The sequence below is a fragment of the uncultured Pseudoteredinibacter sp. genome, from assembly GCF_947502065.1.
GTDB lineage: Bacteria > Pseudomonadota > Gammaproteobacteria > Pseudomonadales > Cellvibrionaceae > Pseudoteredinibacter.
The window spans coordinates 37,093-57,750 of sequence record NZ_CANMYE010000004.1 but is presented as its reverse complement, the minus strand read 5'-3'; the positions used below and the strand labels follow the sequence as shown (position 1 = coordinate 57,750).

Here is a 20,658-nt window from a genome sequence, read left to right as displayed (position 1 = left end):
CTTAAGCGGATTCGGCTAGTGACATAATTTCACTACAGGCCTGCATATGGCGCACGCGCACCGTATCAGTATCAATATGGGCCATCATATCTTGGCAGAGTGCATTTTGCATAAAGTTTTCACCGGCTTGTTGGGCTGCTTCAAGGTTTTGCCAATACACAATATCGTGCCAAAGCCCGTCTTCATCGCAGCTTAAGGAGCGATAAATAAAACCTGCCTGGGCGTGTAAAAAAGCCTCCATGGCATTGGCGGTGCTGCTCATGGCATCGGCGCCAACACCTTCTTTGCAACGAAAGGTCACTAATTCAATCACAGAATTTTGCATGTTATCTCCAGTTTTTTGAGGGTAGAACAATGGGCTGCGCCCGAGTGGGGATAATAAGCTGGGGGTGCTGACAAGCTCTGTCAGTAGCGGTCACAGTGCTTAAAAGGTGTTGGTGAATGCCGTTAGGTGACGCGCGCAGAAGCTCGGATGGAATGCATCTGCGCAGTAGGGCGGCGGCTAACCGTCTGCAGCTATAGCTTGTTGCTCGATACTGTCGCCTATCACGCAGTTACGCCCCGATTCTTTGGCTTTATAAAGCGCTTCATCGGCCACTTTTAGCTGGGCATCGATGCTATCCATATAGATATTGGAGATGCCCGTACTGAAGCTGATGGTGAGGGTATTGTTGTCAATTTCGATAGGGCTATGGGAAATAATTTCCCGTACTTTATCCATCAAGGTGCAAGCTTGTTGGTTGTTTAAGCCAGGCATTAACACGAAAAATTCTTCGCCACCGGCGCGGGCTACAATAAAACGTTCAAGGGCTTCATTAAGCGCTTTAGAGAAAAATTTTAAAACACCATCGCCCACATCATGGCCGTAGCTGTCGTTAATTTTTTTGAAAAAATCAATGTCTAATACAGCAACGGCAAGGGGGGTATTTTCGGCCTTAGCTTGCTTGTGTACGCAACTGGCATTGGTAAAAAAGTAACGTCGGTTATAGGCACCAGTCAGGAAGTCGCGGTTGGCAATATTGCGGGCTTGCTCTAAGTGCTCCATGGCTTCGATATTGTGCATGACTCGGCACTGAAACTCTTCACGATTAAAAGGCTTATGCAAGAAATCGTTCGCGCCGTTTTTAATAAATTTAGCCGATAGGGCTTCTTCACCTTCACCCGATAAGCCAATAATGACCAAATCGGACTTCTCATACTTATTGCGTAGATTGCGGACCAGCTGCACGCCATCCATATTGGGCATATGATAATCGGTGATTAACATTTTTATGTCGGTCTGCTGCATTAAAATATCGATAGCATCTTGGCCATCGACCGCAGTATAGACTTCAAATAAATAGAGTTTTAGTAAGTCGCTGATGTAGCGGCGAGAAGTTGATGAATCTTCTGCTACCAGAACTTTAACTTGTTGATTTCGCCAAATGCGGTTTAATAAACCAATGGCATAGCGGTAGGAGAAACGCCCTTCTTTAGTAACATAGTCGATAATACCCTTACTAAATAGGTGTTTTCTTCGTTCTTCATCAAAGCTGGAGGTTAGCACTATAGTGGGAATTTTGTTTTCGAGTGTGTAGTCAACTACCTCACCGTCTTCAGCATCGGGTAGGTGCAGGTCTACTAATGCAGCGAAAATTTGATCGCCCTCACGCTCGACAATATCTTTGGCCTCGCTATAACTTTTCGCATAAAGGCCAATAAAATCGGATTCTAAATTGACGAAGTAGCGCAACACTTTCATAACGGTGTGGCTATCTTCGATAATTAGAATTTTCTTCATTGTTATTCTCTGCTGCTACACCCTTCCTTGCTAATTAAACCCCAAGTGACCACCTTCCGTTGGTTGATCACGCAATAATGCGTTAACAATTTAGTCGGCCTAGTTAACGATTTCTATAGCGCTAAATGATGTTTTCAGTATAGTTGAAGAGAAATAATTGCGTAGCCAGAATTGCGAAGAGAATGCCCCTTTTTTATGTGAGGTCTAAATAAGGCAGGGGCTACTATAGATGAGGCAAACAGCGCCCAAGCATGGACTCGGGCGCCAAAAAATTACTGTTCTAATTCTTGTTCGGCAAACTCGCCATCAAACAGCGGGCTGGATAAATAACGTTCTCCAGAATCAGGCAAAATAGCCACAATAACTTTGCCGATATTTTCTGGTTTTTCGGCTTGGCGAAGGGCCGCAGTCAATGCCGCACCACAAGAAATGCCCGCCAATATCCCTTCTTCTTTCATCAGTCGATGGGCGTTAGCCATAGCTTCTTCATTGCTAACGGTTTCCACTTCATCAATTAAAGAGATATCCAAATTACCAGGAATAAAGCCCGCTCCGATTCCCTGAATTTTATGGGGGGAAGGGGTTGGATCTTGGCCCGCCATGGTTTGGCTAATCACCGGTGAGCTTTCAGGTTCAACGGCGACAGTGGTAATGGCTTTGCCCGCTGTCTTTTTGATGTAGCGACTAATGCCGCTGATGGTGCCACCAGTACCTACGCCAGCACAGAGAATATCCACTTTGCCGTAGGTATCTTTCCAGATCTCAGGGCCGGTGGTCTTCTCATGGATTAAGGGGTTGGCTGGGTTTTCAAACTGCTGGGGCATCCAGGTGTTGTCTGGATCGTTCCGGCAGATCTCTTCGGCCTTGGCGATAGCACCTTTCATACCTTCAGCACCTGGGGTAAGCACAAGATTGGCGCCCAGGGCTTTGATGAGCTTGCGGCGCTCTAGGCTCATAGTATCTGGCATGGTAAGCGTTAGAGAATAGCCTCTCGCTGCGCAAACAAAGGCCAGCGCAATACCAGTATTACCGCTGGTTGGTTCTACCACCATGGTATTGGGCTTTAAAATACCGGCTTCTTCGGCCGCCCAGATCATGCTGGAGCCTATACGGCACTTAACAGAAGCGGCTGGGTTACGAGATTCGAGTTTTACGTACACTTCTTTATCAGTAATGCGATTTAAGCGAACCAAGGGGGTATTGCCGATGGTTTTGGAGTTATCGCTGAAGATATCTTGCATGGTTATGCCCTTTGCTAGACCCAAGTTTTTGACTTCTGTAGAGTAGAAGCACTCAAACTTAACGGTTAATTTCTATAGTTTTATTCAATCCAATTTCATGGTGGGGTGCAAGCGAAAACCCCCATTAATTAACCATAGCGCATTCATGCAATCTATTCCCATAATAATTAAAGATAATATTGGGGGGGTTTTTAATTTCAATTCCCTATTTGTGTCTGAGCCAGAAGTCTTTAATACTCTTAATCGAGCCCTACAAGAATAATAGAAACATTAAGGAGTGCTGTATGGCCATCTTGGAACATACTCTTGGTATTCTGCTTCACCCGGATAGCGAATGGAAAGCCATTCGTAATGAACGTCACTCATTTGCACAGGTATTTCTCAGTCACGTGCCTATTTTGGCACTTATTCCATGTGTATCCATGTTTTATGGTGTCACTCAGGTTGGTTGGAGCATCGGTGATGGGAGTGCCGTTAAGCTTACCACCGAGAGCGCCCTCTGGTTATGTGTTCTAACCTACGTCGCTATGCTCGCTGGGGTTCTAGTGTTGGGCGAGTTTATTAATTGGATGTCGAAAACCTATGGTGTATCAGATGATGCTGATCGCCGTCACTACGAAGGCACCGCTCTAGCGGTTTACATTACCACCCCGGTATTTTTAGCGGGCATCGTGGGCTTATACCCTGATCCGGTGATCTACTCGGTGGTTCACATTCTGGCAGGCGCCTATGCGGTTTACCTAGTCTATGAAGGTATCCCGATCTTGATGAATATCGATAAGGATCGTGCCTTTATGTACGCCTCCTCGGTGGTCACAGTGGGCTTGGTGATGCTGGTAATGGTACGTGTTGGCTCGGTAATCTTGTGGAGTATGGGTGTAGGCCCGGTATACGCTGACTGATTTCAGTGATAAATGGTTATTTAGAGGGCGGCTAACACCGCCCTTTTTTGTGCCTACAAGGTTTTTGGCGCAAGTCTTTGGCTTCTTATTGCGCCGACCTGGCGTTACTTCAGTACATGTTTTCGCCTAAAACGATAGTAAGAAGTGATATCGCTAAAACCCAGTAGGGCGCTAATATCGCTTGGGCTAAGTTCAGTTTGGCTTAATTGCTTAAGGCGATTTATACGTTCTTCTTCTAGTAACTCACTAAAACTGCAAGATTCTTCTTTTAAACGGCGATAAAGGGAAGAGCGACTTAGTTGCAGTTTTTGGCAGACTCGCTCGATATGACTGAGCTCTTGAAGATCCCCTTGCAATAATATTTGCAGTGCTTGTTTCCAGCTGTGCTCGGTTTTTGTGATGGCCAGCTGTTCGGCCTGCTTAGCAATCAGTGTTTTAAGATAAGGATTGGCGCTGTGGATCTTCTGCTGAAAAGTGGATTCATCAAGATACAGTGCGTTTTCAGTTTGGGAAAAAACGATATTGGGCCCAAATAAGCGGAGATAAGCATCGCAGCTGGATTGGCTTGTAGGTTTTGGCCGTTGCAGGGTGAGCTTTTGTAACTTCAACGCTGAGCCTGTGTAATAGCTGCCCCAAGCCATCATCGCGGCAAGGCTTCGGTCGATGGCTATTGAGGGGTAGCCGGTATCTAAAAACTTGCAGCTAAGTTTAATGCCATATTTGGTGTTTTCTTTTTGCCACAGTTCGTTGGGGTTGAGTAAATAAATATGCTGACTAAAAACCTCGAAGGCATCGGCCAGGTTTTCACACTGGGCCAGCCAATTAGCAAGAATGCCTTTAGCCGCTGGGTTAACCTTACTACCAATAGCAAGGCCAAGATTGGCCTGCTCGCTATTTTGCTCGGCCCATTGCCATAGCTGTTTGATTATGCGCTCGTCTAGGCGCTTTTCTTGAATATTCTCTTGCTGCTGCCACTGTTTATATACCGCCATAAAGTCTGACCCAAGCTCGCTTAACTGCTCTGGTTTTAGGCTTGCTCGCTGTATTAACTGATTGGCCAAATCAATCACAGCAATGGCTGATGCTGTGATGCAGGGGCTTGGATCATGTTTGGCTGAGGTCATAAATATTCATCATAAAGCTTGAACAGTAATGGTGACACCAAATGCCACTGTCCTGCAACCAATCGCAATAGCGGCTTGAGGGCTCGGGGTTTAATCTGCGATAAGCAAAACATTAGTGTTAACAATGTCTGTTTGTGGAGGTAGCTCGTGTTTGAACAATATGTCATAAATAGCGAAACCCAGCTTAGAAAAATTATTCCAAACTATCCATCTGTGATGGATAAGCGAATAAAAACCGAGTTGGATGCCGTGAGCTTAGAAATTATTGAGCACAGCAGTTTGTTGGTGCTGGCTTATTCGCCCAAATATATTTCGCAGGATGACAATATTCTTGGGGGTGGTGATAACGGGATCAATATTATCGCAGCCAATAAACTTGAGCTGCTGAGCAATAAGCAAATAGCGATTAGTGTAGATGAAAGTTATGGGCTTTGTGGTGAGCCACTACGGTTGAGCCTTTATTTTTTAATCGCTGGTATGGGCCATGGCTTACGCATCAATGGGGATGCCCATAGACACGGTGGCCGCTATGTGTTGGATGTCGATTATCTCTATTTACATTGCGCAAGGGCGGCGGTAAGGGCCGAGCTTTGGCCGCAGCTAGCGACGGTTGACCCAGTTTCTGTAAAGAAAAGGCAGGAGCTTTCGATGGGTGAATGCTTAGATCGCGCCAGTTATGCGCTTTTAAAAACATCTTGCGCCCAAGCTAAGCTTGAGTTGTCGCCTCGTGGTGATAAGCCCGGTTTTATTCAACGTTTGGATGATAGTACCTTGTTTATACCCGAGCGGCCGGGCAATAAGGTGGCGGTCAGTTTGCGTAATGTATTAAGTAACCCCTATATCCAGCTGCTGATTATCATTCCAGGTAGCGATCGCTTGCTGAGGGTTAGTGCAGCCGCTGAAATTTCTACAGCACCTAGCTTGTTGCAAAACAGCAGTGTGAATTCTAAGCCCGCGAAGCTTGGTTTACTGCTCAGATACTGTACATTTGAATGGGTTTATAGTGCAGACCTCGAAGCGCTAAAAGCAAAATTATACCGCGAGGGCATTCCTAAACCACAGCTACGAAGTTTTGCAAAAGCCTTTAATGAACATATCAGTGGTACTGGTTTAAAAGCTAAGCTGACGGAAGTTGTTGTGGCGGGGGTGATCAAAAAAGATATGCGCTCTCTATATTGAGAGCGCACTTTTGAATTGATGTAAGAAATTACTGGCTGCGAACGCGGCTTACGGCATCTTGCCAGCCTTGATAGCGGCGGTCGCGCTCATGTTTGCTCTGCTGGGCTTCAAAGCGCTTATCCAATTGCCATAAGTTAGCGATGTTTTCGGTAGATTCTAAAACACCAGCTTGCAGGGCGACAAGGTAGGCAGCACCTAAGGCAGTGGTTTCAACACAGCTTGGGCGATCGATGGTTGCGCCCAAGATATCTGCCAGCTTTTGCAGCACCCAATTATTTTTGGTCATGCCACCATCGACGCGAATATTAACCGGCCTTTGGCCATCGGCTTCCATGGCTTTTTGTAAATCTTTGGTTTGGTAGCACACCGATTCTAAGCCGGCGGTTACCAGCTCTTTAATGCCAGTGTCGCGGGTCAAGCCAAATAAGGCACCGCGTGCTTCTGGGTCCCAGTAGGGCGCACCTAGGCCGGTAAAAGCGGGCACTAAATATACGCCGTGATCGCTGTCGGTTTGCTTGGCCAGTGCCTCGGTTTCGGCGGCATCGCTAATCAAATGCAAGCCATCACGTAGCCACTGAATGGCCGCACCGGCAATAAAAATGCTGCCTTCCAAAGCGTAATGGGTTTTGCCTTGTAAGCGGTAGGCGACGGTGGTCAAAAGGCGGTTACTGGAATTTAAAGCTTGCTCGCCAGTATTGAGCATGAAAAAGCAGCCGGTGCCGTAGGTGCTTTTTGCCATGCCAGCTTTAAAACAAGCTTGGCCAATTAAGGCGGCTTGTTGGTCGCCAGCAATGCCCAATATCGGTAGCGCTTGCCCGAACAGTTCGCTGGCGCTGTGGCCATAATTGGCGGCGCAATCTTTTACTTCGGGTAACAGGCTAGGGGGGATATCAAACAGCTTTAACAGCTCTTCATCCCAGCATTGTTGGTGAATATTAAACAGCATGGTGCGTGAGGCATTAGTCGCATCGGTGGCATGCTCTTGGCCATTACTGAGCTTCCACAATAAAAAGCTATCGACGGTACCAAAGGCTAGCTCGCCGGCTTCGGCTTTAGCACGTGCACCAGGAATACTGTCTAGCAGCCAGCGAATTTTACTGGCCGAGAAATAAGGATCTAGCAATAAGCCGGTTTTTTCTTGGATGCTTTGCTCATGGCCTTGGCTGCGAAGCTGCTGGCAATAATCACTAGTGCGGCGATCTTGCCAGACGATGGCATTGGCAATAGGCTCGCCAGTAGCGCGATCCCAAATAATCGTTGTCTCGCGTTGATTGGTAATGCCGATACCTAAAATCTCATCGCTGCTGATGCCCGCATTTAGAATGGCTGCATGGCAGCTACGTAAGGTGCTTTGCCAAATATCATCGGCATTGTGCTCCACCCAGCCATTATTGGGGTAGTGCTGGGTGAACTCTTCTTGACCGGTGGCGATAGCTTCGCCCTGGCTGCTAAAGACAATGGCACGAGACGATGTCGTGCCTTGGTCTATCGATAAAATATAGTTCTTCACACGCTGATCCTTATTATTGTTTTTGCTGCTAGCCTTTACTGCGGCCCTTGCTTAGCGCCCCTAGTTAATAGCCTTAAACCAGTTTCTGGCCGTGTAAGAGTGGCGGAATTGGGCAATCTAAACTGTCAGCAATGGCTCGGAACAGTTCTGCCTCGGTGGCGGTGACTTCGCCGTCATGATTAATACTGGCGGCCATGGCCTTTAATAGGCGTGGTTTATCCAGTGGGCGCAAAAGATTTAACTGCTCAAGCGCTTTATCCAGCATTTGTAGGTTAATCTGGCTTTCAGGCAATAGTCCAACGGCTGCAATATCCAGCTCTTTAGCGGCAGCAGCATAGGCGCGCAGCGCTTCGTTTTCATCTTCATGGCCAGCGCGTGCCATAACGCTTAATAGTAATTGGCCGGCGGCCTGAGTTTGCTTGAGTTTATAGCGGCTTAAAATATCGCGCTGGGGCTCTAAGCCATGGCAAACAATGCGATACAGGGCCCACTCAAAAATATCCACATGCTTATCGGCGCGAATCAAAATAATCATATTGCGCTTAAAGATTTGATATTGTTGAGGCGATTGCTGCTTGAGTGCAGGTAAACACAGATCAAGAATAGGCAGGTGTAATTTACGATCGAGTCTTGGTAATTCCGCTAGAATTTTCTCTAAGGCTTTAAAGCTTGCCGGATGAGCTTTTTCTTTTAGCTGCTTTAATTGGGTTGCTTGTACCTGCTCATTGGCATCTAACAATAAACCGTAAACCAAAGCGCGCGCCGAAAAAGGCTCATGGGCCGCTTCGCGAATAGAATCTGGAATTTCCGCTAACGTAGTTTGTGCCGCTTCTACATGTTCTTCTGAAAGTACGCCGATGCAATCCATGGCGCTGGCTTGTTGAATGCTATTGTCTTGCGCTTTACTTTGAGCAGCCTGAGCGCTTGGGCGTCCTTGTTCGTTAATCACCGCGCCAACTGCTACGGCGGCGCCAAGCATGGCCTTGCGCTTATCTTCGCGCTCACTGCTGGCTGTGTCTTCTTGCTGGCTACTATAGCCGTAATTTAACGTGGGTAAGCTGCCATCCCAATTGGGCTCAATACGGCGGATGCGCTCTTCCAGTGGTGGGTGAGTCGCCATCATGCTGCCAAAGGCCATCTTTACGCCCTGGCCAAAAAACATATGGCTAAACTCAGGTGCGTGTTCATTCTGAAGCATAGAGCCCTGGCTATGTGCGGCAATTTTTTTCAGCGCGCCCGAAATACCAAAAGGGTTACGGGTGTACTGCACTGCAGAGGAATCAGCGAGGTATTCACGTTGGCGGCTAACCGCTGATTTAATTAAATTGCCGAAAAAAGTACCCGAGTAGCCAATGACCATTAAGCCCAAGCCAAGGGCTAACAAAGGCATGCCGTTATTGCGTCGATCGCCACCGCTAAAGGCGGCGCTGCGCATAAGATAGTAGCCTGCAATGCCAAGCAATAAAATGCCATGCAGTATACCGACTAGGCGAATATTTAAACGCATATCACCGTGTAAAATATGGCTGAACTCGTGGGCGATTACGCCTTGTAGCTCTTCACGGTTTAATAATTTTATGCAGCCGCGAGTAATACCAATAACCGCATCTTGCCCTTTATAGCCAGCGGCGAAGGCATTGATGCTGTTATCTTCAATTAGATAAACCGGTGGTACAGCGGTGCCACCGGCGAGCGCCATTTCTTCCACCACGTTGAGGATTCGGCGTTCATCCGCATCGCGAGTTTGAATGTTAAGTAAGCGCCCACCCATTGCTTCGGCGACTACCTTGCCGCCGGAACTTAATTGGCTCAGCTTATAAAGGCTACCTAAGCTCACTACCGCTAGGACGCCAAGTGCAATGCTAATCATTAGCTCGACATCGGCGGTATTTAGCATATGTTGAACTATGCTTTCTTCACCTTGTAAATGACCGTAGTTGAGCAGAAATAGCACCATCACTATGGTAATGGCTATTAGGCTGAATACGGCCAATAGCAGTAAAAACACCAGCTTTTTGGTGTTGCGACGGGCGCGATCTTGATGTTCAAAAAAGTTCATTGCTCGTTTGCTTTTCTCTGGTGAAAGAAAGAGGGGCTAAGTTTAGGCCGCGATAGCGGCCTAGAAAAAAGAAGTGCTTAGAAAGAAATCCTTAAAAAGAAACCTTCGGAGCTGCTTGAATTTCAGCACTGTCTTCAAATTCTAATAAGCTGGCATCTGGGCCGTGGCCAAAAGTGGCCGCCAACAATACCGGTGGAAAAGTTTGCTTGTAGGTATTGTAAGTGGTTACTGCATCGTTAAAGGCTTGGCGAGCAAAGGCTACTTTGTTTTCGGTGCTGGTTAACTCTTCAGAAACCTGCATCATGTTTTCGTTAGCTTTTAGGTCTGGGTAGGCTTCCATCACGACGCTTAATTTGCCCAGTGCGCCACTTAGTGCGCCTTCGGCACCTGCTAGGTTACCCATGGCAGCAAGATCACCTGGGTTGGCCGATGCCGCTTGCAAGCCACCCATGGCTTCGTTACGGGCTTTGATGACCGCTTCTAGGGTTTCGCTTTCGTGCTTCATATAAGCCTTGGCGGTTTCCACTAGGTTAGGGATTAGGTCATAGCGGCGCTTGAGTTGAACCTCAATCTGAGAAAAGCCGTTTTCATAGCGATTCTTATAGCTGACAAGATTGTTATAGATGCCAATTACATAAAAAATTAGGCCGGCAATAACAACTAAAAAGATGATGGTTGAGATATCCATATTGGGTCCCTTTATAAATAAATGGCTAGTAAATCTTATGGCGCCTATGGGCTTGCCGTATGCTTATTAGACGAGCTAAGTCGTATAAGGGGGCAATTTAGGCCAAAGGCAGTGCTTTGGGCTAGAGTCTAGCACTGCTCTCTAGGTAGGTGAAATTACAGCTTTATTACTACTGAATTTGACTGAATATTAGCCATTATGGGTGTTTTGTTGGCCTAGATGTCCTCTTGGGCGGTAGTGCACGAGCCAAGGCTTCGCTATAATCCCAGCTCCTTTACGTTAACGTAAAGCAGGTTTGGCGAGCTTCGTATTAGTCTTTTTTGAGAAAACGTAGCTGCCTTGCCAACCCTAGTACGGATTAGGGGCCCTTATGCGGCCATTCTGTCAGCCTAGGTAGCCGGCATTAACAATCAGAAATCATAGCCTGCACCTAGGATGCATCGACATTGCCTGAAACATAGATACTCAGGGCAATGCTTAACAGAGTTGGAGTCAATAATGTCAGATCCAGTTGTAATTGTAGGTATGTCACGCACCCCAATGGGTGGCATGCAGGGTTCTCTCAGCGCTATGAGTGCTCCAGAACTAGGTGCCAAAGCCATTGCCGGTGCTTTAGCAGACGCTAAAGTTGAAGCGGGCGATGTTAGTGAAGTATTAATGGGCTGTGTACTACCCGCCGGTTTGGGCCAGGCGCCTGCGCGTCAAGCCTCTTTAGGTGCTGGTGTTCCTAATCACGTGCCGTGTACTACCGTTAACAAGGTATGTGGTTCGGGTATGAAAACCCTAATGATGGCCCACGATGCAATCGCATTAGGTGATGCCGATATCGTGGTAGCCGGTGGTATGGAAAGCATGAGTAATGCGCCATATATTCTGCCCCAGGCACGTTCTGGTTATCGCTTAGGTGATGGCGAAGTTAAGGATCATATGTTCCTTGATGGTTTGCGTGATGCTTATCAGGGTAACTTGATGGGTGAATTCGCTGAAGCCTGTGCGGGTAAATACACCTTCAGTCGTGAAGAACAAGACGCTTACGCGATCGAATCTTTGCGTCGCGCTAATGCCGCGATTGCCGAAGGTAAGTTTAGCCGTGAGATTACCCCGGTTACTGTGAAAACTCGTCGCAGCGAAAGTGTTGTTGAGATCGATGAACAGCCAGGTAATGCCAAGCCAGAGAAGATCCCAACTCTGCGCCCAGCTTTCGCAAAAGACGGCACCGTAACCGCGGCAAATGCCAGCTCTATTTCTGATGGTGCAGCTGCTTTGGTTCTTATGCGTCAATCAGAAGCCGAAAAGCGTGGCTTAAAGCCACTAGCCGCTATTCGCGCGCACACTCAAAATGCCCATGAGCCAGAGTGGTTCACCACGGCTCCTGTTGGCGCCATGAAGAAGTTGCTAGAAAAAGCCGGCTGGTCGAAAGACGATGTTGATTTGTTTGAAATTAACGAAGCCTTTGCGGTTGTTGCCATGGCGGCCATGAAAGAGCTGGACTTGGATCACGGCAAAGTGAATGTTCACGGTGGTGCTACAGCACTGGGTCACCCATTAGGTACTTCGGGTGCTCGTATCGTAGTTACGCTATTGGCAGCTTTGGAAACCTACGGTAAGAGCAAAGGCGTTGCCAGCTTGTGTATCGGTGGTGGTGAAGCAACTGCGATTGCGATTGAGCGTTTGTAAGAGTAGATTGCAAGGCGATAAAAAAAGGCGACAAATGTGTCGCCTTTTTTGTGGCTGAAATTTGTCGCAACAAAAAACAAAAAACAAAAAACAAAATCAAAGCAAAACCAACAAAAGAGATAAACACAATGGCCGAGCAAAGCACTTCACTATATGTTGGCAAGATTTTGCACTGTAATGATGGCTACCCGTTAGCTTATCGTCACTATCCGTCAAGGGGTTCTGACGCTGCGAAAGCAGTGGTAATAATCGGCAGTGCGCTGGGGGTGTCCCATAATTTTTATCGACGCTTTGCCGAATATCTTTGTGAGCATGGCTATGAATGTTTGAGCTTTGATTATCGTGGAACCGGTGAGCAAAGCGAATCGCTAAGCGCCAATGTTAGCACTGAGCATTGGGGTATTTTGGATATTGAGGCTGTTATACAAGAAGCCTTAGCGAGCGGACGACCGGTACATTTTATTGGTCACAGTATTGGTGGTCAGCTGCTTGGCTTAGCACCTTCAGCGACGAAGCTGAGCTCGATCACATTGGTGGCGGCATCCGCACCTTATTGGAAACGCTGGCAGGGGACAGCGCGTTTTAAAATATGGTTGTTGAGCTTTGTCCTGGTTCCTGTTTTGGCACGGCTGAATGAGCCTTTTCCGATAGCCGCTTTAGGGCTTGGCAATATACGTATACCAAGCCGCTGTATCGCCCGCTGGGCACAGTGGATGCGAGGTGAAGATTATTTACTAAGCGCCGCTTACGGCTTAGAGCGTAGTGGCTATGAGGCAATAGAGTGCCCATTATGGAGCATAGGTTTCAGCGATGATGAATTGGCGCCAGAAAATAATATTCGTTACCTGGTAGATTTTTTCAGCAACAGTAATAGTACTGTTGATATGTTAAAGCCAGAGGCCCATGGCCTTAAAAGGCTCGGCCACAATGGCTTGTTTCAAAAGCAAAGTCGAGATGCCTTGTGGCCTAAGATTTTGAGCTGGTTAGATGCTAACAGCAAAACATGAATGTGTTGTGAGGAACCATTTAGGGCGTTTTTATATCCGAAAATACAATGCTAAATGCTCCAGCCAAATCCCCTAGCTTGGCGCCTTCTTTTATGGCGCCAGTAATATCACGACTGCCTTTGGGCCCACCATGACAGCTTAAACATACCGAAGTATGGTAAATAGGCATCATCCAGCGGTAGCCTGCAGCGGTATGCTCGCTGTAATTATCTTCTGCTTTCCAGCTCGCTTGTCGGAACTTATCACTGAATACCAGGCTTTCCCAATTGTCGGCGGCATTAGCCTGGCTTCGTAACAAATCATTTGGTGCGGTGAATTTGAAATTCCAGCGTGACGACCGACTGGAGAACTCTTTAGCCACCATGCGAACAAAAATAGCTGTGATAAAGCCTTTAAAACCTAGACCTTTACGGTTTATCACCGGCGCCATTTTTTGCATGATGCTATTGCTTGCTTGAAACAAATCTAATTGCGCTGACAGTAAATCTGGGTTGCTAGATAGAACAAACTCTTTACCGGTTAGTTCTTTGTATTCTCTTTTGGCATACTCAACCATCTTTGCGCCGGTCAAGCCTTTGTCGCCAATGTCAGGATTGTTGATATGTCCCTGCAGCTTAAAAATGCTTACCTTAAATGCCATAAATAAATCAGCAAATTCCTTGGCCATGGCCGCCTTTTGCTCGGAATTGTATTCATTCGCATGGCTGATATTACTGCCACTTAATAACAGAACAAGGATGGTTGTCGAGACAGTTTTTATAATGTTCATAGTCGTGCCAGTTTTCGTTTTTAATGCAGCGAAAAGCTCTGCTGTTAACTAGAGTATAAGACAGGGATGAGCGATTGAAAGCCGCAGATAACATTGCGGGAATATTGGAGATGAGTGGCAGATATGACAGGTCTAGAAGGTGGTGTAAGTTTAAAAAGTAAAGTTTACGCCTTGGTGTCACTACTTATCTTGATAATGGTGACTACGGTAAGCTTAATTTATTTTCGAATAATGTCGAGTTCTGGTCAGCTTGACAGTTTGCTGGTATCTAATGAGGAAATCAGAGAAATATCTGAGTTTCGTTTTCAGGTAGAAGAATTAAAATTTTGGCTAAGCAACTATTCCAGAACTTATCTTTCCGAATCAAAGGATGAATCTGAGCTACGTCGACAAGCTATTGAACAGAGCCTAATTGGTTTGCAGGATCGCTACCCAGATTTCGCTAGAGAAACGAAGGCGAATATCGATGACTATTACAGTTATATGGTGGAGGCGACTGACTTTTATATTCAGGATTTACTATTGCTGGGCAACAGCCGTGTAAGGCAAGCATTTGAAGTCTCAGAACAGCTTAATCTTCAAATTGATGATATGTATTTCTCGGTTGTGGATCGAGTGGATGTTTCGACAGCAGCAGCCAAGTCCGACAATGTCTTTATCATGTCCTTTATTCCAATATCGCTGATCTTTTCTACTATTATTGCAAGTCTAGTCGCCTATCTTTTTGCTTCACACCTTACTAATCCTATTGATTATCTATGTCGAAGAATTGAGGAGATAAGAGAGAATTTCGACCTTTCCCATAGGATCGACAAGGATTGCCGGCATCAAGAGTTGAATAAAATGGCAAGGGCCTTTAATGATCTTTTTGAAGAGCTGCGTTCTATTCAAGGGGAGCTTGTTGAGTCGGCCAAAATGGCTGCTTTAGGGCAGCTGGTGGCAGGTGTGGCACATGAGCTCAACACTCCTATAGGTGTGTGCATAACCGCTAATTCAACCTTAAAAGAAAACACCGACAAGGTTAAAGATAAGTTAGAGCAAGAAAGTTTGTCTCTTGATGATCTGCAAAAATACATTGCTCGCTGTGATAATTTAAGCAGCTTATTAAGGCGAAACTTAGAGCGTAGCGCTAATTTAGTAGCAAGCTTTAAGGAGGTGGCTGTAGAGCAAAATAGAAATGAGGTTAGAGAATTTGATTTGCATGCGGCGCTTTGGGATATCATCACCTCTTTTAATCACCAGCTGAAAGAAAATCATGTCGATATTACCTTAAACTGCCCTGAAGACATTACTTTGAAAAGTGATTTAGGGGGCTTGTACTCTATTATTACCAATCTACTGTTGAACACCATAAATCATGCCTTTAAAGATAAAGAGTCGGGCACGGTTGTTTTGGATGTTGAAACGGCTGATCGGGATAAAGTTAAGTTTACTTTCAGTGATGATGGTCGCGGCATGGGAGAGGATGAGCTGTCACAGATATTTACACCGTTTTACACAACCGCTCAAAATTCTGGCGGTACCGGACTTGGCCTTTCCATTGTTTATAATACGGTTTCTAAAATGAATGGCGATATTAGTTGCCAAAGTACAGTGGGCGTTGGAACGTCTTTTCACTTCGAGGTGGAGAACCAAGAGCTAGCAGAAGCTAGCTAGTTTTCTTGTTTTTAGTCGCTTAGTTTAAGGATGTTAACGGCTATTTGGAATCCTTGAAGATTACAATAGCATCTATGGCGATACCGATGAGTACAATGAAATAGCTTAGAACCTTTAAGCTATGGGCAATATTAAAGTGATTATCAAAAAGTTGCTCTGAGCCAAAAGCCATATGCAGTTGTGTGGCAATATTGGGAATGACGCTGAGAATTAAGGCGTATCGAAATACGGTCTCCTTGGCATTATGCCAACTCCAGAACAAAATACCGCTGATAGAGAATAGTAGAAGTGGCAGCACATCAAATGGGCGGCTGATAAGCCCCTCGCTAAAGGTGGTTTTGGGCAAATCGGAGCTCATTGCTGCCGAGTTCACCACAAAGTAAGCGATCAATATAAAAATCAAAATGATTAGGCTGAGAAATGCCCCGTGCTTCCAATGTTGATCTTCCTTAGGACTTTTCAGGCTGAGTAACCAAATACATAAAATACTGCCTACCAAAATGATCGCACCGTTGAACATGCGAGATAGAGCCCAGGTGAACGGAATAAAGTCGCTATTTTCGGCTTTGGCTTCAATAATTCTCATGGCAGCCAGCGTATGAAATGCATCGGTAAAGCCTGCGCAAAGTAGTGCTGTGCCGATGATAGGAATCGTGATATCCCTGTGAAAGTAGTAATGCAATAAGCTAATGATCATCACCAGCAAGGCAATAGTGACGGCGCTCCACTCTAATAGAGCGTGAACTAGCCCACCTCGTAAGGCGAGGAAGCTTTTTTCAATGTCGGCCAAATCACTGTCCTGAGATTGAATGCCAGGGGTTGCGAAATCAACCCCTAGGGTGGACGCCAAGAAAGGCAAAAAGCAAACGGCGAAAACCGCAATGAATAACATAGCTTTAAAGTTTTTTGTGTCCCACTCAGACATATTCCACACCTAAATTATACGTTATATTTTCAGTGTAGATCTTCTTGCCGGTGGCGCCAGTAGCAGGCCAAGCTAAATTTCTTCTTAAAATCGGGCTTTAATTCTGGGTGTTTTTGATCAAGCTGAATTTTAATACTGCTTTGATGGGGTAAACAGGGAGTAAGGAAATGCCTTGTGAAGAGGGGAGAAAAAGGGGAGAGAAAGAGGGAGAAGGTTGCACAGCGATCTAAGTCATTATTTTTAGATCACTGTGAACTTACAACTAAGGCCGTTGTGATATGGCATCCAGTGCAGCGACTCGATAGGCCTCGGCCAGTGTCGGGAAGTTAAAAATACTGTCTACCATCGCATCAACTTCCATCTCATTCATGATGGCCATCATGCCAATGTGAACAAGCTCGGTTGCGCCCTCACCAACAATCATAGTGCCGACAATTTTCTCGCCTTTATCGTCGCAGATTAGCTTGAGCATACCATGGGTGTTGCCAGAGATTTGTCCACGTGCGATTTCATCGAAATTCGCCTTGCCAACAACCGATCCGCCGTATTTTTTAATGGCCTGGGCTTCATTAAGGCCAACAGCTGATAATTCAGGGATTGCATAGATACCTGAAGGGATCATATCGTTCATATTGCTAACGTCGATATCCATAGCACGGCTTGCTGCTCGACGGCCTTGTTCCATAGAAGAAGAGGCTAGAGAAGGTGGGCCGATAATATCGCCGGCTGCAAAAATATTGGGCACAGATGTGCGCATATCTTCATCGACGGTGATTAGACCGCGCTCATTTAAACTCAAGCCTGCCTTGTCGATATTCAAATTCTTAACATTGGCGATACGGCCGGCAGCACAAAGTAGCTTTTGGCTGCGTACGATGGTGCCGTCACTGCACTCAGTGGTGACCTCTGAAATACCGTCCCAGCTGACATGTTCAACTTCGCAGTCGCCGATCCAGGTGCCGCCCATTTCTTCGAATACTTTTACAAAGGTATCGCAAAGATCATGATCAAGAAATCCCAATGGTTTTGGATATTTATCGATCATGGTGACTTTTACGCCCAGCGCTTGAAAGATGGATGCGTATTCACTTGCGATAACACCGCCGCCTAATACGGTTAAGCTTTTCGGCAAATAAAGTAGAGATAAAATCGAATCGCTATCGAGCACATTTTCATGGTCGATTGGCATATTGGGCGGGTTTCTTGGGTAGGAACCCGTGGCTAAGACCACCGTTTTACAAGTCACGGTTAAGGGCTCAGCTTGGACCCGATCAATGCGCATAGTTTCATTATTGATGAAACTGGCACGGCCTTTAATGCGATCAATACCATTGCGATCAATCTGGCGTGACATATACATATCATGTGCCACTAAGACATCGTTTAATCGCGTGATCAAAGTGGACATTTCGATATCTTCGGTAAGCTCAAAATCAGCCAGGGCTGCATTTTGTCGCATGTGGCTTACCCGCAGGGCGTTTTCGCGTAGAGTTTTTGAAGGAATGGTACCGCGGTGCACACAGGCACCGCCGAAAAGATTGTCTCGCTCGATCAGAGCAACACGTTTGCCTGCCTTGGCAGCTTGAATGGCGGCTTTCTGTCCTGCTGGGCCGCTACCCACGACCAGCATGTCATAGTCGTAGGCATTACTCATTTTGACATCTCCTCCATACTGGATTTAACAAGATCTGTTTTATCCAGCAGCTCTTCAATCTCATCGTTGTATAGATTCAGATCACCCAGCACTTCGAGTTCGAAGAGTTGGCCCCGGCTCATATCGTCGGGTTTAAGCATATGTGTGGCGAATGCCGCAGCGGCTTTGACGTTGGCGATTTGACCTGTCGCGCTTGGTGCTGCCTGATAATCATAGAAATATTCGACCACTTCTTTGATTAAGCCGGGCATACCCCAAGTATCCAAGACCTGAATAGCAATCTTTTGATGGTAAGCTTCTTCGACCTTGAGCACTTCGTCTTCTTGCATTTGCAAACCTTTCTTTTGGCTTAAATCCAAAATGGTTTGCACGGCAACAGGGCGACCAATCGAGTGCAGTAAGGCACATAGAAAGCTGGTTTCTACATTGCGACGGCAGGTGCGTGAGATCTCTTTGGCCCACAGTGCTGATGCGAGTGCGTGTTGCCAAATATAGGCGATGTGTTGTTCGAAACCTGGAGTGTGAAACATTTTAGTGCCGATAGAAGCGGCGACGGCAATTTCACCGATCAAGCCCATACCTAAACGGGCGATGGCTTGCTGCAATGACACGAGAGAGGCATTAGGAGTATACGCTGCCGAATTCGCAATGCGCATTACGTGGCCAGCCAAAGATTGATCACCAGTGATTAGCTGGGCCATTTGATTGGCATCAGACTCTGGGTCTTGGGCAAGGGTCACGGCCTTATTTGCCACCTCTGGCAACATCGGCACTTCAATGTTTTCCTCTTTGATCAGAGTTTCGAGCAGGGGCGTCAAAATCTGAGTTTTTACATCCATTTTTATAACCTGTGACATAGTATTGGCTTTGCTGGGCATAAACGGTAGCTCGTGTTTAAGTGTAGTCCAGTCCTCAGAAAAGGCAGGTGCAAAAGCGGGCTCTTTTCAAAAGGATTGCAGCGTATAGCCTTGGTATCGGCCATTTCATCCGCTACTTAAGAGAAAATGAGGAATAATTTTGCTTAGAAAGCGCTTGAGTTGCTGCTTTGGCTAGGAAATACCGTTCAGCTGGAACAACTCAAACATAGGCCTTTGTCGGCCTCTTGAGGTGAACGGTCAAATCCAAGATCGTCTTTATGTCGCTTGAAGGGTTGCTGGATGCATTGAAACAGCTTTTCCATTGGGCCGTCGTTGCCATTTTGAGATGCTTCAATGACGGCTTGCAAGTGGTGAGTTCTGGGTAAATACAATGGATTGTAGCTGTCCATTTTTTGAGCGGTTTCGCTGGGGCACTGCTGCCTAATTCGTTCTTGATAGCTACTTAGCCATTGCTCTGCTGTGTTGTTACTTCTTAGTACATCAAATTGCCCCGGCCACTGTCCATCTCTCAGCCACGAGGCGAGTGCGCGAAAGCTTAAGTTGTAATCCAGTTTGTGCTCACGCAATAGCTGCAACCAATGCTGAGCGAGAGCAACATCGGCTTCTTGCACAGAATTCAAACCCAGGCGCCGATTCAAACTCTCTTGATAATGATTGGCCAACTGTTTTTGGTAAGCCATGAGGCTCTCTTTGAGTTGACCTTGATCCATTAGGATCGAGAGCGCATGTGCCAGCGCGTTAAGATTCCAAAGCCCGATATTGGGTTGCTGTTCAAAGCTGTAGCGACCGTGGTGATCTGAATGATTACAAATAAATTGGGGGTCGTAATCATCGAGAAAGGCATAGGGACCAAAATCGAAGGTTTCTCCAATAATCGACATATTATCGGTATTCATAACGCCGTGATTAAAACCAAAGGATTGCCAAAGTGCGATCATTCTAGCGGTATTGGTAACAGCCATATCCAGTAAAGCTTGGTAATCCCCAGCTGCAGCGTTGGGCAGATAGCGATGCAGGCAGTAGTCGGCCAGTTCTTGCAGTTGCGGATATTTACGTTGGTAGAAGAATTCTTCGAAGGAGCCAAAGCGAATATGACTTTTAGCCACGCGAATTACCGTGGCTGCCTGCTCTGGGGCTTCACGCATTACCGTGTCTTGGCTACTGGCAAGACACAAGCTGCGGGTGCTGGATATTCCCAGTGCACTAAGGCTTTCACCAATAAAATGTTCTCTTAGACTGGAGCGCCATACGGCGCGACCATCGCCAAAGCGAGAGAAGGGTGTTTGGCCAGCCCCTTTCAGGTGCCAGTCCCAAAGTTCGCCCTCGGGGTCTTGCCACTCGCCTAATAGCAATCCGCGCCCATCGCCCAGTTGCGGATTAAAGACGCCAAATTGATGGCCCGAATATTTCATCGCTAGGCCTTGGCAGTTAGCCGAGGCGATGAGCTGAAGCTTGGCGGGTGTTTTTATCCAATCGCGCAGGCCTAGCTGCTCTACCAATGCCCAATTGATGTGTCGAACTTCGCTTCCCGCCAGCGGTGTTGCTTTCACAGGGCGGGCAAAGTCATGGCCTAAGCTGGCGAAATCTTGTTTTAGTTGGTCGAGCATAA

At 46.6% G+C, this 20,658-nt stretch carries 17 protein-coding genes; 5 read left to right on the top strand and 12 right to left on the bottom strand.

The window, feature by feature from the left end; genetic code table 11:
• Window position 1: 1 nt before the first annotated feature.
• From Q1A41_RS11905 to cysK, 3 genes are all read right to left on the bottom strand, one after another.
• Window positions 2–325: a hypothetical protein gene (locus tag Q1A41_RS11905; RefSeq protein ID WP_299979068.1), complete on the bottom strand. Its 324-nt coding sequence runs from the start codon at window positions 323–325 to the stop codon at window positions 2–4.
• Between the two features lie 177 nt (window positions 326–502).
• Window positions 503–1,780, bottom strand: a complete 1,278-nt coding sequence (locus tag Q1A41_RS11900) for a diguanylate cyclase (RefSeq protein WP_299979066.1) — start codon at window positions 1,778–1,780, stop codon at window positions 503–505.
• Window positions 1,781–2,052: 272 nt separating this feature from the next.
• Window positions 2,053–3,021 (bottom strand): cysteine synthase A, encoded by a 969-nt coding sequence (gene cysK / locus Q1A41_RS11895; protein WP_299979064.1) that lies wholly within the window; start codon window positions 3,019–3,021, stop codon window positions 2,053–2,055.
• Window positions 3,022–3,305: 284 nt separating this feature from the next.
• On the opposite strand from cysK, the gene Q1A41_RS11890 reads away from it, so the two are divergent.
• The gene (locus Q1A41_RS11890; protein WP_299773395.1) at window positions 3,306–3,923 is read left to right on the top strand and encodes a Yip1 family protein; all 618 of its coding nucleotides are present in this window, start codon (window positions 3,306–3,308) and stop codon (window positions 3,921–3,923) included.
• Between the two features lie 104 nt (window positions 3,924–4,027).
• On the opposite strand, the gene Q1A41_RS11885 is transcribed toward Q1A41_RS11890, so the two are convergent.
• Window positions 4,028–5,047 carry an AraC family transcriptional regulator ligand-binding domain-containing protein gene (locus Q1A41_RS11885; RefSeq protein ID WP_299979062.1) on the bottom strand — a complete coding sequence of 340 codons (1,020 nt, stop codon included), beginning with the start codon at window positions 5,045–5,047 and terminating at the stop codon, window positions 4,028–4,030.
• A gap of 147 nt (window positions 5,048–5,194) precedes the next feature.
• Here Q1A41_RS11885 and Q1A41_RS11880 point away from each other — a divergent pair, with 147 nt between their 5' ends.
• Window positions 5,195–6,226, top strand: coding sequence for a pyridoxamine 5'-phosphate oxidase family protein (locus Q1A41_RS11880; RefSeq protein WP_299979059.1), 1,032 nt, complete (start codon window positions 5,195–5,197; stop codon window positions 6,224–6,226).
• A gap of 28 nt (window positions 6,227–6,254) precedes the next feature.
• Here Q1A41_RS11880 and glpK read toward each other — a convergent pair whose 3' ends face one another.
• From glpK to Q1A41_RS11865, 3 genes are all read right to left on the bottom strand, one after another.
• Window positions 6,255–7,736 (bottom strand): glycerol kinase GlpK, encoded by a 1,482-nt coding sequence (glpK, locus tag Q1A41_RS11875; protein ID WP_299979043.1) that lies wholly within the window; start codon window positions 7,734–7,736, stop codon window positions 6,255–6,257.
• 73 nt (window positions 7,737–7,809) lie between these two features.
• Window positions 7,810–9,795 (bottom strand): M48 family metallopeptidase, encoded by a 1,986-nt coding sequence (locus tag Q1A41_RS11870; protein WP_299979040.1) that lies wholly within the window; start codon window positions 9,793–9,795, stop codon window positions 7,810–7,812.
• Window positions 9,796–9,886: 91 nt separating this feature from the next.
• A complete protein-coding gene (locus Q1A41_RS11865) occupies window positions 9,887–10,483 on the bottom strand; it encodes a LemA family protein (RefSeq protein WP_299979037.1) in 597 nt (198 codons plus the stop codon).
• Window positions 10,484–10,981: 498 nt separating this feature from the next.
• Here Q1A41_RS11865 and Q1A41_RS11860 point away from each other — a divergent pair, with 498 nt between their 5' ends.
• Window positions 10,982–12,160 (top strand): acetyl-CoA C-acyltransferase, encoded by a 1,179-nt coding sequence (locus Q1A41_RS11860; RefSeq protein WP_299773383.1) that lies wholly within the window; start codon window positions 10,982–10,984, stop codon window positions 12,158–12,160.
• Between the two features lie 128 nt (window positions 12,161–12,288).
• The gene (locus Q1A41_RS11855; protein WP_299979034.1) at window positions 12,289–13,167 is read left to right on the top strand and encodes an alpha/beta fold hydrolase; all 879 of its coding nucleotides are present in this window, start codon (window positions 12,289–12,291) and stop codon (window positions 13,165–13,167) included.
• Between the two features lie 19 nt (window positions 13,168–13,186).
• On the opposite strand, the gene Q1A41_RS11850 is transcribed toward Q1A41_RS11855, so the two are convergent.
• Window positions 13,187–13,936, bottom strand: coding sequence for a DUF3365 domain-containing protein (locus tag Q1A41_RS11850; protein ID WP_299979031.1), 750 nt, complete (start codon window positions 13,934–13,936; stop codon window positions 13,187–13,189).
• Window positions 13,937–14,059: 123 nt separating this feature from the next.
• On the opposite strand from Q1A41_RS11850, the gene Q1A41_RS11845 reads away from it, so the two are divergent.
• Window positions 14,060–15,592, top strand: coding sequence for a HAMP domain-containing sensor histidine kinase (locus tag Q1A41_RS11845; RefSeq protein WP_299979898.1), 1,533 nt, complete (start codon window positions 14,060–14,062; stop codon window positions 15,590–15,592).
• Between the two features lie 40 nt (window positions 15,593–15,632).
• Here the strand turns inward: Q1A41_RS11845 and Q1A41_RS11840 are convergent, their stop codons facing one another.
• The 4 genes from Q1A41_RS11840 to Q1A41_RS11825 all read right to left on the bottom strand — a co-directional run bounded on the left by Q1A41_RS11840 (window position 15,633) and on the right by Q1A41_RS11825 (window position 20,656).
• Window positions 15,633–16,517 (bottom strand): MASE3 domain-containing protein, encoded by an 885-nt coding sequence (locus Q1A41_RS11840; protein WP_299979028.1) that lies wholly within the window; start codon window positions 16,515–16,517, stop codon window positions 15,633–15,635.
• A gap of 262 nt (window positions 16,518–16,779) precedes the next feature.
• The gene (gene sthA / locus Q1A41_RS11835; RefSeq protein ID WP_299979024.1) at window positions 16,780–18,171 is read right to left on the bottom strand and encodes a Si-specific NAD(P)(+) transhydrogenase; all 1,392 of its coding nucleotides are present in this window, start codon (window positions 18,169–18,171) and stop codon (window positions 16,780–16,782) included.
• A complete protein-coding gene (locus tag Q1A41_RS11830; RefSeq protein ID WP_299979021.1) occupies window positions 18,168–19,028 on the bottom strand; it encodes an HDOD domain-containing protein in 861 nt (286 codons plus the stop codon). Before Q1A41_RS11830 ends, sthA begins: the two co-directional genes overlap by 4 nt.
• A gap of 206 nt (window positions 19,029–19,234) precedes the next feature.
• Window positions 19,235–20,656 carry a protein adenylyltransferase SelO family protein gene (locus Q1A41_RS11825; RefSeq protein WP_299979018.1) on the bottom strand — a complete coding sequence of 474 codons (1,422 nt, stop codon included), beginning with the start codon at window positions 20,654–20,656 and terminating at the stop codon, window positions 19,235–19,237.
• Window positions 20,657–20,658: the final 2 nt, after the last annotated feature.

Coding starts and splice junctions, on each gene's coding strand:
- Q1A41_RS11905 (WP_299979068.1), bottom strand. CDS start 325: ATGCAAAATTCTGTGATTGAATTAGTGACCTTTCGTTGCAAAGAAGGT.
- Q1A41_RS11900 (WP_299979066.1), bottom strand. CDS start 1,780: ATGAAGAAAATTCTAATTATCGAAGATAGCCACACCGTTATGAAAGTG.
- cysK (WP_299979064.1), bottom strand. CDS start 3,021: ATGCAAGATATCTTCAGCGATAACTCCAAAACCATCGGCAATACCCCC.
- Q1A41_RS11890 (WP_299773395.1), top strand. CDS start 3,306: ATGGCCATCTTGGAACATACTCTTGGTATTCTGCTTCACCCGGATAGC.
- Q1A41_RS11885 (WP_299979062.1), bottom strand. CDS start 5,047: ATGACCTCAGCCAAACATGATCCAAGCCCCTGCATCACAGCATCAGCC.
- Q1A41_RS11870 (WP_299979040.1), bottom strand. CDS start 9,795: ATGAACTTTTTTGAACATCAAGATCGCGCCCGTCGCAACACCAAAAAG.
- Q1A41_RS11865 (WP_299979037.1), bottom strand. CDS start 10,483: ATGGATATCTCAACCATCATCTTTTTAGTTGTTATTGCCGGCCTAATT.
- Q1A41_RS11860 (WP_299773383.1), top strand. CDS start 10,982: ATGTCAGATCCAGTTGTAATTGTAGGTATGTCACGCACCCCAATGGGT.
- Q1A41_RS11855 (WP_299979034.1), top strand. CDS start 12,289: ATGGCCGAGCAAAGCACTTCACTATATGTTGGCAAGATTTTGCACTGT.
- Q1A41_RS11850 (WP_299979031.1), bottom strand. CDS start 13,936: ATGAACATTATAAAAACTGTCTCGACAACCATCCTTGTTCTGTTATTA.
- Q1A41_RS11845 (WP_299979898.1), top strand. CDS start 14,060: ATGACAGGTCTAGAAGGTGGTGTAAGTTTAAAAAGTAAAGTTTACGCC.
- Q1A41_RS11840 (WP_299979028.1), bottom strand. CDS start 16,517: ATGTCTGAGTGGGACACAAAAAACTTTAAAGCTATGTTATTCATTGCG.
- sthA (WP_299979024.1), bottom strand. CDS start 18,171: ATGAGTAATGCCTACGACTATGACATGCTGGTCGTGGGTAGCGGCCCA.
- Q1A41_RS11830 (WP_299979021.1), bottom strand. CDS start 19,028: ATGTCACAGGTTATAAAAATGGATGTAAAAACTCAGATTTTGACGCCC.
- Q1A41_RS11825 (WP_299979018.1), bottom strand. CDS start 20,656: ATGCTCGACCAACTAAAACAAGATTTCGCCAGCTTAGGCCATGACTTT.